Consider the following 12,830-nt stretch of genomic DNA (forward strand, 5'->3'; position numbering starts at 1 on the left):
CGCGATGATCGCCGGCGGCCAGGGGTGGACGGCGGTACGGCGACGGGGCAGGGACCACCCGCCTCGCCCTGACCACGGCGTCAGGGCGCCCCGGTCGCCCGCTGCTGCCGCAGCACCGCCACCCTCCGGTACAGCTCCACGGCCTCGGCGCCGCGGCCGAGCTGTTCCAGGCAGTGGGCCTCGTCGTTGCGGCTGGCGAGGGTGTCGGGATGGTCGGCGCCGAGGACACGTTCGCGGGCGGTGGCGACTCTGCGGTACTCGGTGAGGGCGTCGGCCCAGCGGCCCAGCCAGCCCAGGCCCACGGCGACCTCGCGGCGGCTGACGAGGGTGTCGGGGTGTTCCGGGCCCAGGACGCGCTCGCGGATGGCGCACACGTCGCGGGACTCGGCGAGGGCCTCCTCCCAGCGGCCGAGGCGGCCGAGGTTGACACCGAGGCCATGGCGGGCGCGGAGCGTCTCGGGGTGGGCCGGGCCGTGGACGCGGGTGCGGTCGTCGATCAGGTCGCGGTAGAGCTGGAGCGCCTCCGTGCTGCGGCCGAGGCGGCCGAGGCTGATACCGACCTCGTAGCGGGCGGCGAGGGTGTCGGGGTGGTCGGGGCCGAGGGCTTGGGCGCGGGCCTCGGCGACCTCGTGATAGGTCTGGAGGGCCTCCGTCCAGCGTCCCAACTGGCCCAGCGCGTAGGCGACCTCGTAGCGGGTGACCAGGGTGTCGGGGTGTGCGGGGCCCAGGACGCGCGTGCGCGCTGCCGCGACGTCGCAGGCCATGCGGTACGAATCCTCCAGGCGGCCGAGCCGGCTGAGGTTGAAGGCGAGGTTGTGGCGGCAGCGCAGGGTGTCGGGGTGGTCGGGGCCCATGGCGCGCTCGCGGGCGGCGAGGACGGATGTGTAGACCTGGTGGGCGTCGAAGTGGCGGCCCAACTGGCCCAGGACGTACGCCATTTCCTGGCGGGCGGCGAGGGTGTCGGGGTGGTCCGGGCCGAGGGAGAGGCTGCGGCTGCGGGCCACGTGCTTGTACTCGCGCAGGGCGTCGGCGGCGCGGCCGGTGCGGGAGAGGGTGAAGGCGACCTCGTAGCGGCTGGCGAGGGTGTCCGGGTGGTCGGGGCCGAGCAGGTGCTCGCGCTCGGCGGCCACCGCGCGGTGCACCTCGCCGGCCTCCGCCCAACGGCCCAGCCGGCCCAGGCTGAGCCCCGCGTTGTGCCGTCCGGTCAGGGCGGTGAGCGCCTCCGGGGTCGGGGCGGCCGACGCGTCGGGGGTGGATTCCTCGACCTGGCGTCCGGTGGTGGGCCGGGGGATCCACTCGCCGGTGAGCCCGGCTCCGGCGTCCGGCCGTGTGGTGCCGAGGCCGGCGCCGGTGGCCTTGTGTCCGGTGGTCATGCCCCGGGTCCAGGACGGCAGGCGGGCGGCGCGGGCGGTGGGTTCGGGCCTGAGCGTCGGCTGGGGTGTCACCACGGTGGGCACATACGTCGGTGTGGTACGTCCCATGGTGATGCGGCGGCCCAACTCGCGGGCGTCGTGCGGGCGTTGCTCGGGCAGCTTGGCCAGCAGGTCGAGGATGATCTTCTCGAAGTACGCGGGCACCTCCGCGCGGTGGCTGCGCGGCGGGCGGGGCGGGGTGTCGCGGTGGCCGACGAGGATCGCCCAGGCGTCGTCGAGGTCGAACGGCGGTACCCCGGTGGCGATCTCGTAGAGCACGCACCCCAGCGAGTACAGGTCGCTGCGCTGGTCGACCTCGGAGCCGCCGATCTGCTCGGGCGACATGTAGTGCGGGGTGCCCATGGCGATGCCGGTGCCGGTCAGGCGGGAGGTGAAGCCGATGTCGTGGCCGAGGCGGGCGATGCCGAAGTCGCAGATCTTCACCGTGCCGTCCGTGAGACGCATGATGTTGGCGGGCTTCAAGTCGCGGTGGACGATGCCCTGTTGGTGGGTGTAGGCGAGGGCGGCCGCCACCTGGTCGGCGATGTCCACGACGTCCGCGACCGGCAGCGGGTGATGCTTGTTGTCCTCCAGAAGCTGGCTGAGGTTGCGGCCCTCCAGCAACTCCATGACGAGGTACAGGATTCCGTCGGACTCGCCGAAGTCATGGACGACGGTGACCCCGCGATGCTGGAGGGCGGCGGCCACCCGGGCCTCTCTGCGGAACCGTTCGCGCAGCACCCGGGTGAAGGACTGGTCGTGGGAGGGGCCCAGCGGCTTGAGGCACTTCACGGCGACACGACGGCCCAGCGACTCGTCGCGTGCCCGCCACACCTCGCCCATGCCGCCGCGCCCGATCAGGTCGAGCAGCCGGTAGCGGCCCTGGATCAGCTTGCTGTCCCCCATCTGCTGCGATCGCCCCCGATGGTCTCGCCCCGCCCCTGGCCCGTCCAGTATGGCGAGCTATCTACCCACTTTGTACGGGGCCGGGCGTGAGCCGGGGCCGAGCCGTGACATGGCCCGGAGGATGTGTTTGGGCGGGAGTTGCCAGCGAAGACGTGCGGGAACACAGCGCAACAGGGTGCCCGTGGCACGCAACTGGCGGGTGACGGTGGTGGGTTTCGGGGCCGGTCTGCCGTACAGCTCGTGGGCGTACGGCGGCAGAGCGGCGTACGCCAGTTGTGCCACGCGCCGCCACAGCAGCGCACGCGCCGGGACGAGGAGGGGGTGCGTCGGAGGGCGGAGCAGGAAGTCGTCCACGGCCCGTGCCTCGGGTCCGACGGCGAGTTCGGGGCGCACCTTCTCGAAGTAGGCGGCCAGCTCGGCCTGGTCGGCGGGTACGGCGTCCGGGTCGAGGCCCACCAGGCGGGCGCTGACCCGCTGTTCGGCTATGTAGCGGTCGGCAAGCTCGTCGGTGAGCCGGAATCCGGAGCGGCGCGCGACGTGCAGATAGGAGTCGATCTCCGCGCAGTGCACCCACAGCAGCAGCTCGGGTTCGTCGACGCCGTACCGCTCCCCCGTGTCCGGGTCGACGGCCGAGAGCAGGGTGTGGATCTTCCGGACGCGGGCGCCCGCCTTCTCCGCCGCCTCGGTGGTGCCGTAGCTGATGGTGCCGACGAAGTTCGCGGTCCGCATCAGCCGGCCCCAGGCGTCCTTGCGGAAGTCGGAGTTCTGCATGACCCCGCGCACCGCGCGCGGGTGCAGTGCCTGGAAGTAGAGCGCGCGGACACCGGCGACCCACATCATCGGGTCGCCGTGCATCTGCCAGGTCACCGAGTTCGGTGTGAACAGTCCGGGATCACCCATGCTCGAAGGCTAACGCCGTACCCTCGGCATCCCCAGACCGATCCACGAGATGATCTCCCGCTGGATCTCGTTGTTGCCGCCGCCGAAAGTGAAGATCACGGCCGAGCGGTAGCCGCGCTCCAGCTCCCCGTGGAGCACCGTGCCCGCCGAGCCCTCCTTGAGGGCACCCGCCGCGCCGACGATCTCCATCAGCCAGGCGTAGGCGTCACGGCGGGCCTCGGAGCCGTACACCTTGACGGCGGAGGCGTCCTGCGGGGTGAGCGTGCCGTCCTGGACGGCGCTGACCATCTGCCAGTTGAGGAGCTTGAGGGCGTCCAGTCGGGCGTGGGTGCGGGCGAGCAGGCGGCGCACCCACGGCAGGTCGGCGACGCGGCGGCCGTCGGCGAGCTTGGTCTCCATGGCCCAGCGCTGGACGTCGTGCAGGGCGCGGATCGCCATGGTGCCGTGGGCGGCGAGGGTGACGCGTTCGTGGTTGAGCTGGTTGGTGATCAGCCGCCAGCCCTGGTTCTCGGCGCCGACGCGGCGGGTGACGGGGACACGGATGTCCTCGTAGTAGCTGGCCGTGGTGTCGTGGCCGGCGAGGGTGTTGATGACGGTGCAGGAGTAGCCGGGGTCGGTGGTCGGCACCAGCAGCATGGTGATGCCCTTGTGCGGCGGGGCGGCCGGGTCGGTGCGGGTCGCGAGCCAGACCCAGTCGGCGGTGTCTCCGTTGGTCGTCCAGATCTTCTGGCCGTTGACGACATATTCGTCGCCGTCGCGCACCGCGCGCGTCTTCAGAGCCGCGAGGTCGGTGCCCGCGTCGGGCTCGCTGTAGCCGATCGCGAAGTCGATCTCGCCGGAGAGGATCTTCGGCAGGAAGTACGCCTTCTGCTCGTCCGTGCCGAACTGCATGATGGTCGGTCCGACGGTGTTCAGTGCCATGAGCGGCAGCGGTACGCCGGCCTGGGCGGCCTCGTCGAAGAAGATGAACTGCTCGATCGCGCTCAGCCCGCGTCCGCCGTACTCCTGGGGCCAGCCCACGCCGAGCCAGCGGTCGGCACCGAGCCGCCGGATGATGTCGCGGTAGTAGCGCTTCTGCTCACGCCGGTCGCCGTGCCGGGCGAGCGAGTCCTCGGGCACCAGCTCGGCGAAGTATGCGCGCAGTTCGGTGCGCAGCCGCTGCTGCTCGGGCGTGTATTCGAGATGCACGGCGCCTCCAGGCTCCCCGGGACCGGTCCTGTCGGCGCACACGGTAGAACGTGTTCCAGAAATTGGGAATGGCGAGGGCACGCGAAAGGGCCCCCGGAGCACCGGGAGCCCTTTGCGTCGGTGCGGTGACGCGTGAACCGGTCAGCGGGCCACGGGAGTGACGAGCCGGCGCTCCACCGAGGCGCTGCGGGAGGCCAGGTTCGACGACGGCTGCTGGCGGCTGTGGACGCCGGGCGGTGGCGCGGCTCGACGTTGGCCGCGGTGAGCGCCCGGGAACCGGAGGCGCTGGCGCGCCGGCTGTCCGACCCTGACTCCGCTCCGCACGGCGGCGAATCGGTGCGCGCGGCGGTCGTACAGGCGCTCGGCGCACCGGAGTCGGCGTTCTGGCGTACAGACGTGCCGCCGCTGACGGCGGTCGAGCTCAGCGGCAGGGCGGGGCGCTGGAACGTACGCCTGGGGGACACCCTCGGCTGAGGCCGAGACCTGGGGCGGGCCGGTCAGCGCAATGTGGCCATGAAGTCCGTGCAGGCCTGCGCGCATGTCCGGCAGGCCTTCGCGCCGTCCTCGCCGCCCGGCAGGCTGTCGAAGGCGTGCGCGGTCTCCAGGCACACGGTCCGGCACCACTCCAGCTGGACGCGGATGGCGCTCTCGTCCAGGCCGTTCTGCTCGGACAGCAGCCGGCAGGTCGCGTCGCAGACCTCCGCGCACATGATGCCCTTGCGTCGTACGAGTTCCTGTTGCTCGGTCCCGTCCGGATCCACGAGGCTCGCCCGCAGCGCGCACGCCCTGGCGCACTCGGTGCACGCCTGCGCACACGCGAAGCGGTCCTCCAGGAATTGGAAGAGCTCCTGCTGGGTCGTCGTCGTTGTCACACCGCGCGGGTAGCCGCGGTGGATCGTGTCAAACCCCGTGTTCGCCGGGGGTGCGGCCGGTTTTGCCCTTTTGGTTCACGCGGGACGCCTGGGGTACTCGCGTGCCATGACTAGCGCATGGATGGACATGGCCGCGGGTCGCGGCGCCCTCGGCTTCGGGATGCTCGCCGCGGGAATCGTGATCGTGGCGTTGCTGATCGGCGGCTTCTTGCTGGGCTCCCGGCTACGGCGCCGCGAGCTGCCCCCGCCGACCCCCGAGGAGCAGCCGCGACTGCCGGAGGGCGGCCCGGTCCGTGAGGTCGTGGAGAACCGGGAGCCCGACGAGGTGCCCCGGAGCGATCACCGGATGTCCCCGCACGAGTCGCCCGCGTTCGGCAATTCCCCCACCCGGACCGGCCCGGACAAGGAACGGCCCCGCTGGAACGAGGGCGGCGGCGGTTCCTTCGGCAGCGGCTGACCCGGCGCCCCCGACCGCCGGGCCGGCCGCATGACGACGCTCGACGGCCGCCCCCGGATCTTCGCCACCCTGCGGGCCGTACGACGCACCCAGGACCATCCGCCCCCGTGACCCGCGCCTTCTGAACACCGATACTGCCAGGAGCAGCCTTTCGGCCACCAGGAGGTCCTCATGAAGATGTTGATCAACGTCCCGGAGACCGTCGTCGCGGACGCACTGCGGGGCCTGGCGGCCGCTCATCCCGAACTCACCGTCGATGTCGAGAACCGGGTGATCGTACGGCGGGACGCCCCCGTGGCCGGCAAGGTCGGGCTGATCTCCGGCGGCGGCTCCGGGCACGAGCCGCTGCACGGTGGTTTCGTGGGCCCCGGCATGCTGTCGGCCGCGTGCCCCGGCGAGGTGTTCACGTCCCCGGTCCCTGACCAGATGGTGCGGGCGGCGGCCGCCGTGGACAGCGGGGCCGGTGTGCTGTTCATCGTGAAGAACTACACGGGTGACGTCCTCAACTTCGACATGGCCGCCGAACTCGCCGAGGACGAGGGCATCCAGGTCGCCAAGGTGCTGGTCAACGACGACGTGGCGGTCACCGACAGCCTGTACACGGCCGGCCGGCGCGGCACGGGCGCCACGCTGTTCGTGGAGAAGATCGCGGGCGCGGCGGCGGAGGAGGGCCAACCCCTGGAGCGGGTGGAGTCGATCGCCCGTCAGGTCAACGAGAACTCCCGCAGCTTCGGCGTCGCGCTGAGCGCGTGCACCACGTACGCCAAGGGCAGCCCCACCTTCGATCTGCCCGACGGGGAGCTGGAGCTGGGCATCGGCATCCACGGCGAACCGGGCCGGGAGCGCCGGTCGATGATGACCGCGGGCGAGATCGCCGACTTCGCGGTGAACGCGATCCTGGACGACTTCAGCCCGCGCAACCCGGTCCTGCTGCTGGTCAACGGCCTGGGCGCGACCCCGCTCCTCGAGCTGTACGGGTTCAACGCCGAGGTGCAGCGGGTGCTCGCGGCCCGCGGGGTGGCCGTGGCCCGCACGCTGGTCGGCAACTACGTCACCTCCCTCGACATGGCGGGCGCCTCGGTCACCCTGTGCCAGATCGACGAGGAGCTGCTGCGGCTGTGGGACGCGCCGGTGCGGACCGCGGGGCTCCGCTGGGGCGTCTGAGCCGACGGCAACGGGCAGTCAACGTACCTACCACGCAAGGAGATCCCGTGCTCGACGCCGACTTCTTCCGCCGTTGGATGACGGCGACCGCCGCGTCCGTCGAACGAGAGGCGGAACGGCTGACGGACCTCGACTCACCCATCGGGGACGCCGATCACGGCAGCAATCTCCAGCGGGGGTTCCGCGCCGTGACGGCGGTGCTGGACAAGGAGGCGCCGGACACTCCGGGTGCGGTGCTGACGCTCGCCGGACGCCAGCTCATCTCCACCGTCGGCGGGGCGTCCGGGCCGCTGTACGGCACGCTGCTGCGGCGGACCGGCAAAGCGCTCGGCGAGGACGCGGAGGTGAGCGAGGAGCGGTTCGCCGAGGCGCTGCGGGCCGGGGTGGACGCGGTGATGGCGCTGGGTGGTGCGGCACCCGGTGACAAGACCATGATCGACGCGCTGGTGCCGGCCGTGGACGCGCTCGGCGACGGCTTCGCCGCGGCACGGGCCGCCGCCGAGGAGGGCGCGCTGGCGACGACGCCGTTGCAGGCCCGCAAGGGGCGGGCGAGCTATCTCGGTGAGCGCAGCATCGGGCACCAGGATCCCGGGGCCACCTCGGCCTCGCTGCTGATCGCCGGACTCTGCGAAAGCGCCGGGGCCGACGGTGAGTGACGGCGGGCTCGTCGGCATCGTGCTGGTCTCGCACAGCGCGGACGTGGCCGCGTCGGTGGCGGAGCTCGCCCAGGGGCTGGCGGGCGGCGGTGTCGCGGTACCCGTCGCTCCGGCGGGCGGCACCGAGGGCGGCGAGCTGGGCACGAGCTCGGAGCTCATCGCCGCGGCCGCCGCCTCGGTGGACCGCGGTGCCGGGGTCGCGGTGCTGACCGATCTCGGCAGCGCGGTCCTCACCGTGAAGGCGCTGCTCGCCGAGGGCGACGAACTCCCGGACAACACCCGCCTGGTGGACGCCCCGTTCGTGGAAGGCGCGGTGGCGGCGGTGGTCACCGCGGCGACGGGCGCCGACCTGGCGACGGTGGAGGCGGCGGCCGCGGAGGCGTACACCTATCGGAAGGTCTGAACGCGGAGGGCCCCTCAGGCCAGTCCCTCCGCCACGACCGCGAGGGCCGAGCGCATCGTCGCCGTCAGCTCCGCCTCCGCCCTCGCCCGGTCGGCCTCCTCCTCCGCCGTGCGCCAGGCGTAGTGCTCGACCGCCGAGCGCAGGGCCGCGTTGAACATCGCCGCCTGGACGGTGGGCCGCAGAGCGTCCGCCGGCAGCCCGGCCCGCTCGGCGAGGGCGCGGGCGAACGCCGGTTCGGCCTCGTCGTACGTCTGGAGCCATACGGCCCGCAGGCCCGGCTCGGTGCGGGTGAGGCGGACCAGCGAGCCCAGCGTGGCCCGTTCCGGTCCGGCGACGAAGGCGGGGTCGGCCGCGAGGCGCCGGTCGAAGAGCTCCTCCAGGGGCTCTCCGGGGAGCCAGTCGCGCAGACACGCGGCGATGACGTCGATGCCGGCCGTGAACAGCGGCCGGACGCAGCTCTCCTTGCTCGGGAAGTAGCGCCAGACGGTGCGCGCCGAGACACCGACCGCCTGGCCGATCTGCTCGCCGGTGGTCGCCGCGACGCCCTGACCGACGAACAGGTCCACCGCGGCCCGGGCGATCTCCAGCCGGATCTCGGCCCTGCGCTCCTCGGTCAGGGGCGGTCGTCCGGTGCGTCCGCGGGCTGCGGTCATGTGGTCCTCCGGCTCCGGTGATCGGTCTCCCGGAATTCTCCACCACGACTTTATGTCACTCACAGACATTAAGTCGTAGAGTGGAGAACGCACCGGGCACACCGCCCGCGCACCGCACAGACAGGAACAGCCATGACCACTGGACTCGAGGGACGCAGCGTCATCGTCACCGGGGCGAGCTCGGGCATCGGGCGCGCCGCCGCCCTGGCCTTCGCCGCCGAGGGCTCAAAGGTCCTGGTGGCGGATCTCAACGCCGAGGGCGCCCAGACGGTCGTCAAGGAGATCGAGGAGGCGGGCGGCACCGCCGTCGCCGTCACCGGGGACCTCAGCGAGCAGGCCGTCGTCGACCAGGTGGCCGCGACCGCCGTGGAGCGCTTCGGCGGGGTGGACGTGCTGGTGAACAACGCCGGGATCATGGACCGGATGTCGGCGCTGGCGGACGTGGAGGACGCCGAGTGGGAGCGGGTCATCCGGGTCAACCTGACCGCCCCGTTCCTGCTGACGCGCGCGGTCCTGCCGCACATGCTGGCGGCGGGCAGGGGCGCGGTCGTCAGCACCGCCTCCGAGGCCGGGCTGCGCGGCAGCGCGGCGGGCGCGGCCTACACCGCCTCGAAGCACGGCATCGTCGGACTGACGAAGTCCCTGGCTGTCATGTACCGCAAGCAGGGCATCCGGGCGAACGCCATCGCGCCGGGCGGCACCGCGACCGGCATCGTGGTGGACGCCGACCGCGAGGCACACGGCCCCGCGGCGCTCGGCCCGCACTTCGTCAACGTCGGCAGGCTCGCCCAGCCCGAGGAGCAGGCCGCCGCGATCGTCTTCCTCGCCTCGGACGCGGCGAGCAACATCAACGGCGTGGTCCTGCCGGTCGACGACGGCTGGTCGGCGGTCTGACGCTCCCGGAGCTCAGCCGCCGCGCACGAAGAGGCGCGCCAGCCGCTCCCCCGTCGCGATGGCGGCGGCATGGTCCTCGATGGGTTTGACCTGCGAGTCCTTGAAGACGATGTAGGTGACCCCGGAGTCCGTGCCGCCGCCGCGCGGGTCGGGCCGGATGCCGAGCGCCTCGGCGCTGGCGTAGGAGGCCTCGCCGATGATCTCGCGGGGGCCCACGTCGCCGACCACCGCGTACTGCACGCGGTCCTGGTAGATGACGGCCGCGACCGAGCCGCCGCGGACACCGCTCGCGCGGTAGTCCCAGATGGGGCTCGGGGTGGGCACCACGATGTACGGGAGGCGTTCGGCGTTCAGCTGGCGGCCGTCGGACTGCTGGTAGGCGGTGGCGTCGGTGAAGACCGGGTCGGTGCCGCGGTTGCAGCGCAGGCCCGGCTGTCCGTCGCAGTCGATGTCCATGTCCGCCTTCCAGAAGACGGCCTCCCGGGTGCCGCAGACGGGGATGGTCGCGGGCCGGCCGTCGTCGCTGCGGTAGCGGCCGTGGGAGACCTGGGTGCAGTCACGCACCTTGGCCAGCAGATCGGCGGCGCGGACGTCGCCCTCGTGGCGGGCGGCCACCGGCTCCTGCCGGGAGGACTCGACAGCGGGCGACATCGTCGGAGCGGCAAGCAGGGCGGCGCCTGCCACGGCCAGCGTCAGTGACTGGACACGCACGATGAGGGACCCTCTCCTGGGGGACATTGACGGGCACTCAGCCAAATCTGCTGCCGTTGCGATCAAGCGGCCACCGTTAGGGGGCCGGACGGTGCACATCCCGTGGGCGGTGGCCCGTGTGCCCGAACTGCCGACAGGGGCCGGGCGCCTGAGCCCGCGTCGGCTCCGGCCGCCCGGCCGCCCGCGTCCGGCGCGGGAACAGCGACGACAGCGGCCCGCGCCAACGGCACGAACTCCCGATCCCTCAAGGGGAGTTCGACCTGAGGAGCTTCAGCATACGTAACCGTTCCGTCCGGTCGTCCAGGACGGCCCTCTTGATGTTCTCCCGCCGACGGAGTCATATTGGTCCGGACCAATGCCGTCCCGGGGAGGCCGTCCCGTGCGCCGTGTCCTCGCGCTCCGCGGAGCGCTCTGCGCGATGGTCTGCGCAGCGCTCACGCTCCTCGCCTCCTGCGGCTGGAGCGACGGGGGCGAGGCCCGCCGGCTCCCCGCGGCGCCGGTGGGCATCACGGCCGCGGCAGGCAGCGCGACCAGCGTGCATGTCATGTGGAACGCGGCCGACGGGGACGTCAAGGCCTACGAGGTGTATCGAGGCACCACGAAGGTGAAGGAGGTACCGGGTTCCGAGCACATGGTGGACGTCACCAGGCTCAGGCCGTCCACCACGTACGTCTTCACCGTGCGGGCTCGGGACACGGACGGGCAGGTGGGCCCGAGCAGCCGGGAGGTCCGTGCCACCACACCGGCGGCCGTGACGGCGGACGGTTCGCCGCCGACGGCACCCGGGAGCCCGCGGGGGCGGGTGATCGGCGGCCGGGCCGTCCAGCTGTCCTGGTCCGCGTCCTCGGACGACCGGGGCGTGCTGTCGTACGACATCCACCAGGGCGCCACGAAGATCCACAGCGTGGGCGGGAACCAGACGGCGACGGTGGTGACGGGACTGCGTCCTGGCACCCGCTACGCCTTCACCGTGCGCGCCCGGGACGCGGCCGACAACGTCTCCCCGGCGAGCGGCACCGTGCGTCTCACCACCGCGCCGGGCACCGACGACGGCCGCGGCACCGCGCCCACCGACTTCCGCGCGAGGACGCGGCTCGCCGACGACGGGGCGTACTACCTCGACCTGTCCTGGGTCCCGCCGCGCGCGGACGGCGTGGTCACGGAGTACCAGGTCCACCTGGACGGGCGTCCGGCCACCTCGCTGGTGTTCGGCGGGAACCCGCCGAGCGGCCGGGCGACGTACGACTTCTATCTGGGCCGGGAGGCCGGGGTCACCCACCGGGTGCGGATCCGGGCCAAGCTGCCGGACGGGACCTGGGGCGGGTTCTCGGCGGAGCGGACGGTGACGACCGGCGCCGGGGAGCCGTGACAGCGCGTCACGCCTGGGCCGTACGAAGGAATCCGTCACCTGCCCGGGGGCGGTCCGGGTGCGCTCCGGGCCGCGGGCACATTGGCTGCCCCTGAGGCGCACGGGCGATTCCCGACCTCGGCGGCGCAAGGGACGTACCGCCACTCGTGCCGCCGGAGGGCAGTCCATGCGTACTACTCAGCTTCTCCTCCGCTCCGGCCTGACCGCTGCCGCCGCCGTCGCGCTGGCCGCCGTACCGGCGGTCGCGGTTTCGGGGATCTCCGTCAGCACGACCGGATCCACGGTCTCCGTCACCACGAGCGCCTGTACCCAGGTCAACGGCAGCTGGGGCACCGCCTCGCTCCTGAACAGCAGCCAGGCGAACTTCGCCCAGGGCCGTCAGGTGACGCTGTCGGGGACGACCTCCCTGCAGTCGGCCGCCTGGTCGAACGTGAGCCCCGGCACCTACACCGTCATCGTCATGTGCTCGAACAACACCACGGCGGGCACCCAGTCGGTCATCGTCTCGACGGCGACCACCCCCACGATCTCCGCCACGGCCTCCCCGTCGCGCGGTGTCATGGGTGGCCTCGGCGGTGCCGCCAAGGACTACGGCCCGCTCACCCTGGGGGCCGGCGCCGCTCTCGTCGGGATCGGCAGCATCGCGGCGGCCTGGTTCCTGCGCCGTCGCGCCAAGCCCTACCGGCTCTGATCGGGCAGCTCGGCGAACTCCTCCAGCGCGTGGGTGAGCCACCGCGTCCAGAAGGTCTCCAGATCGATCCCCGCCCGCAGGATCAGGTGCTGCAACCGGTCCTGCGGGCTGTCCTTCCCGGGCGGGAAGTCGCGCTTCTCGATCTCCTCGTACTCGGCCAGCTGCCTGCCGTGCACCTCCAGATGGCGGCGCAGATCGGCCTCGATGCCCTCGGTGCCGACCACGGCCGCCGCGCGCAGCCGCAGGAACAGGCTGTCGCGGTACGGCTTGGGGTCCTGGGACGCGGCCGCCCAGCGGGCCAGTTCGTCCCGGCCCGCCGGCAGCACCTCGTACCGTTTCTTCTGCCCACGGGCCGGCTGCTCCGGCGTCAGGGCCCGGATGTGGCCCTCCGTCTCGAGTTTTCCCAGCTCGCGGTAGATCTGCTGATGCGTCGCCGACCAGAAGTAGCCGATCGACCTGTCGAAACGCCTGGTCAGCTCCAGCCCCGAGGACGGCCTTTCCAGCAGGGCGGTGAGGATCGCGTGCGGGAGTGACATGGAGTCATCCTAGGGAGG

The 12,830-nt window shown here is 72.5% G+C and carries 14 protein-coding genes and 1 pseudogene; 8 read left to right on the forward strand and 7 right to left on the reverse strand.

From position 1 onward, the window contains the following. Nucleotides 1–80: 80 nt before the first annotated feature. From ACFY0U_RS20755 to ACFY0U_RS20765, 3 genes are read right to left on the reverse strand one after another with little or no spacing between them, the layout of a single operon-like run. On the reverse strand, nt 81–2,318 hold the full coding sequence (locus ACFY0U_RS20755; RefSeq protein ID WP_388637672.1) for a tetratricopeptide repeat protein: 2,238 nt from the start codon (nt 2,316–2,318) through the stop codon (nt 81–83). Between the two features lie 57 nt (nt 2,319–2,375). Continuing rightward, the gene (locus ACFY0U_RS20760; RefSeq protein WP_388637674.1) at nt 2,376–3,218 is read right to left on the reverse strand and encodes an oxygenase MpaB family protein; all 843 of its coding nucleotides are present in this window, start codon (nt 3,216–3,218) and stop codon (nt 2,376–2,378) included. A 9-nt stretch (nt 3,219–3,227) separates the two neighbouring features. Next, nucleotides 3,228–4,406, reverse strand: a complete 1,179-nt coding sequence (locus tag ACFY0U_RS20765; protein ID WP_388637677.1) for an acyl-CoA dehydrogenase family protein — start codon at nt 4,404–4,406, stop codon at nt 3,228–3,230. Nucleotides 4,407–4,619: 213 nt separating this feature from the next. Between ACFY0U_RS20765 and ACFY0U_RS20770 the strand changes: the two are divergent. Continuing rightward, a pseudogene (locus tag ACFY0U_RS20770) lies at nt 4,620–4,880 on the forward strand (histidine phosphatase family protein); the annotation flags it as partial. A 23-nt stretch (nt 4,881–4,903) separates the two neighbouring features. On the opposite strand, the gene ACFY0U_RS20775 reads toward ACFY0U_RS20770, so the two are convergent. Then, nucleotides 4,904–5,278 carry a ferredoxin gene (locus ACFY0U_RS20775; RefSeq protein WP_388637680.1) on the reverse strand — a complete coding sequence of 125 codons (375 nt, stop codon included), beginning with the start codon at nt 5,276–5,278 and terminating at the stop codon, nt 4,904–4,906. Between the two features lie 106 nt (nt 5,279–5,384). On the opposite strand from ACFY0U_RS20775, the gene ACFY0U_RS20780 reads away from it, so the two are divergent. The 4 genes from ACFY0U_RS20780 (at nt 5,385) to ACFY0U_RS20795 (ending at nt 7,958) form a co-directional block, all read left to right on the forward strand. Then, nucleotides 5,385–5,735 carry a DUF6479 family protein gene (locus ACFY0U_RS20780; protein WP_388637682.1) on the forward strand — a complete coding sequence of 117 codons (351 nt, stop codon included), beginning with the start codon at nt 5,385–5,387 and terminating at the stop codon, nt 5,733–5,735. Nucleotides 5,736–5,906: 171 nt separating this feature from the next. After that, on the forward strand, nt 5,907–6,899 hold the full coding sequence (gene dhaK, locus ACFY0U_RS20785) for a dihydroxyacetone kinase subunit DhaK (protein ID WP_388637684.1): 993 nt from the start codon (nt 5,907–5,909) through the stop codon (nt 6,897–6,899). Between the two features lie 47 nt (nt 6,900–6,946). After that, entirely contained in the window at nt 6,947–7,555 is a 609-nt protein-coding gene (dhaL, locus tag ACFY0U_RS20790; protein ID WP_388637687.1) for a dihydroxyacetone kinase subunit DhaL, read from the forward strand. Continuing rightward, complete coding sequence (locus tag ACFY0U_RS20795; protein ID WP_388637690.1) at nt 7,548–7,958, forward strand: PTS-dependent dihydroxyacetone kinase phosphotransferase subunit DhaM; 411 nt, start codon at nt 7,548–7,550, stop codon at nt 7,956–7,958. The genes dhaL and ACFY0U_RS20795 overlap by 8 nt, the downstream gene beginning before the upstream one ends. Nucleotides 7,959–7,972: 14 nt before the next feature. Here the strand turns inward: ACFY0U_RS20795 and ACFY0U_RS20800 are convergent, their stop codons facing one another. Next, nucleotides 7,973–8,611, reverse strand: coding sequence for a TetR/AcrR family transcriptional regulator (locus ACFY0U_RS20800; protein WP_388637693.1), 639 nt, complete (start codon nt 8,609–8,611; stop codon nt 7,973–7,975). 132 nt (nt 8,612–8,743) lie between these two features. On the opposite strand from ACFY0U_RS20800, the gene ACFY0U_RS20805 reads away from it, so the two are divergent. After that, complete coding sequence (locus ACFY0U_RS20805) at nt 8,744–9,505, forward strand: SDR family NAD(P)-dependent oxidoreductase (protein ID WP_388637696.1); 762 nt, start codon at nt 8,744–8,746, stop codon at nt 9,503–9,505. 12 nt (nt 9,506–9,517) lie between these two features. On the opposite strand, the gene ACFY0U_RS20810 is transcribed toward ACFY0U_RS20805, so the two are convergent. Continuing rightward, nucleotides 9,518–10,216, reverse strand: coding sequence for a glycoside hydrolase family 75 protein (locus ACFY0U_RS20810; protein ID WP_388637699.1), 699 nt, complete (start codon nt 10,214–10,216; stop codon nt 9,518–9,520). A gap of 418 nt (nt 10,217–10,634) precedes the next feature. On the opposite strand from ACFY0U_RS20810, the gene ACFY0U_RS20815 reads away from it, so the two are divergent. Then, nucleotides 10,635–11,585 (forward strand): fibronectin type III domain-containing protein, encoded by a 951-nt coding sequence (locus tag ACFY0U_RS20815; RefSeq protein WP_388638262.1) that lies wholly within the window; start codon nt 10,635–10,637, stop codon nt 11,583–11,585. 166 nt (nt 11,586–11,751) lie between these two features. Further along, the gene (locus tag ACFY0U_RS20820) at nt 11,752–12,276 is read left to right on the forward strand and encodes a hypothetical protein (RefSeq protein WP_388637702.1); all 525 of its coding nucleotides are present in this window, start codon (nt 11,752–11,754) and stop codon (nt 12,274–12,276) included. Here ACFY0U_RS20820 and ACFY0U_RS20825 read toward each other — a convergent pair. Continuing rightward, nucleotides 12,264–12,812 (reverse strand): PadR family transcriptional regulator, encoded by a 549-nt coding sequence (locus tag ACFY0U_RS20825; protein WP_388637705.1) that lies wholly within the window; start codon nt 12,810–12,812, stop codon nt 12,264–12,266. The two genes, ACFY0U_RS20820 and ACFY0U_RS20825, sit on opposite strands and share 13 nt — an antisense overlap. Nucleotides 12,813–12,830 lie beyond the last annotated feature (18 nt).

It is taken from the genome of Streptomyces sp. NPDC001536 (assembly GCF_042894505.1).
Classification (GTDB): Bacteria; Actinomycetota; Actinomycetes; order Streptomycetales; family Streptomycetaceae; genus Streptomyces.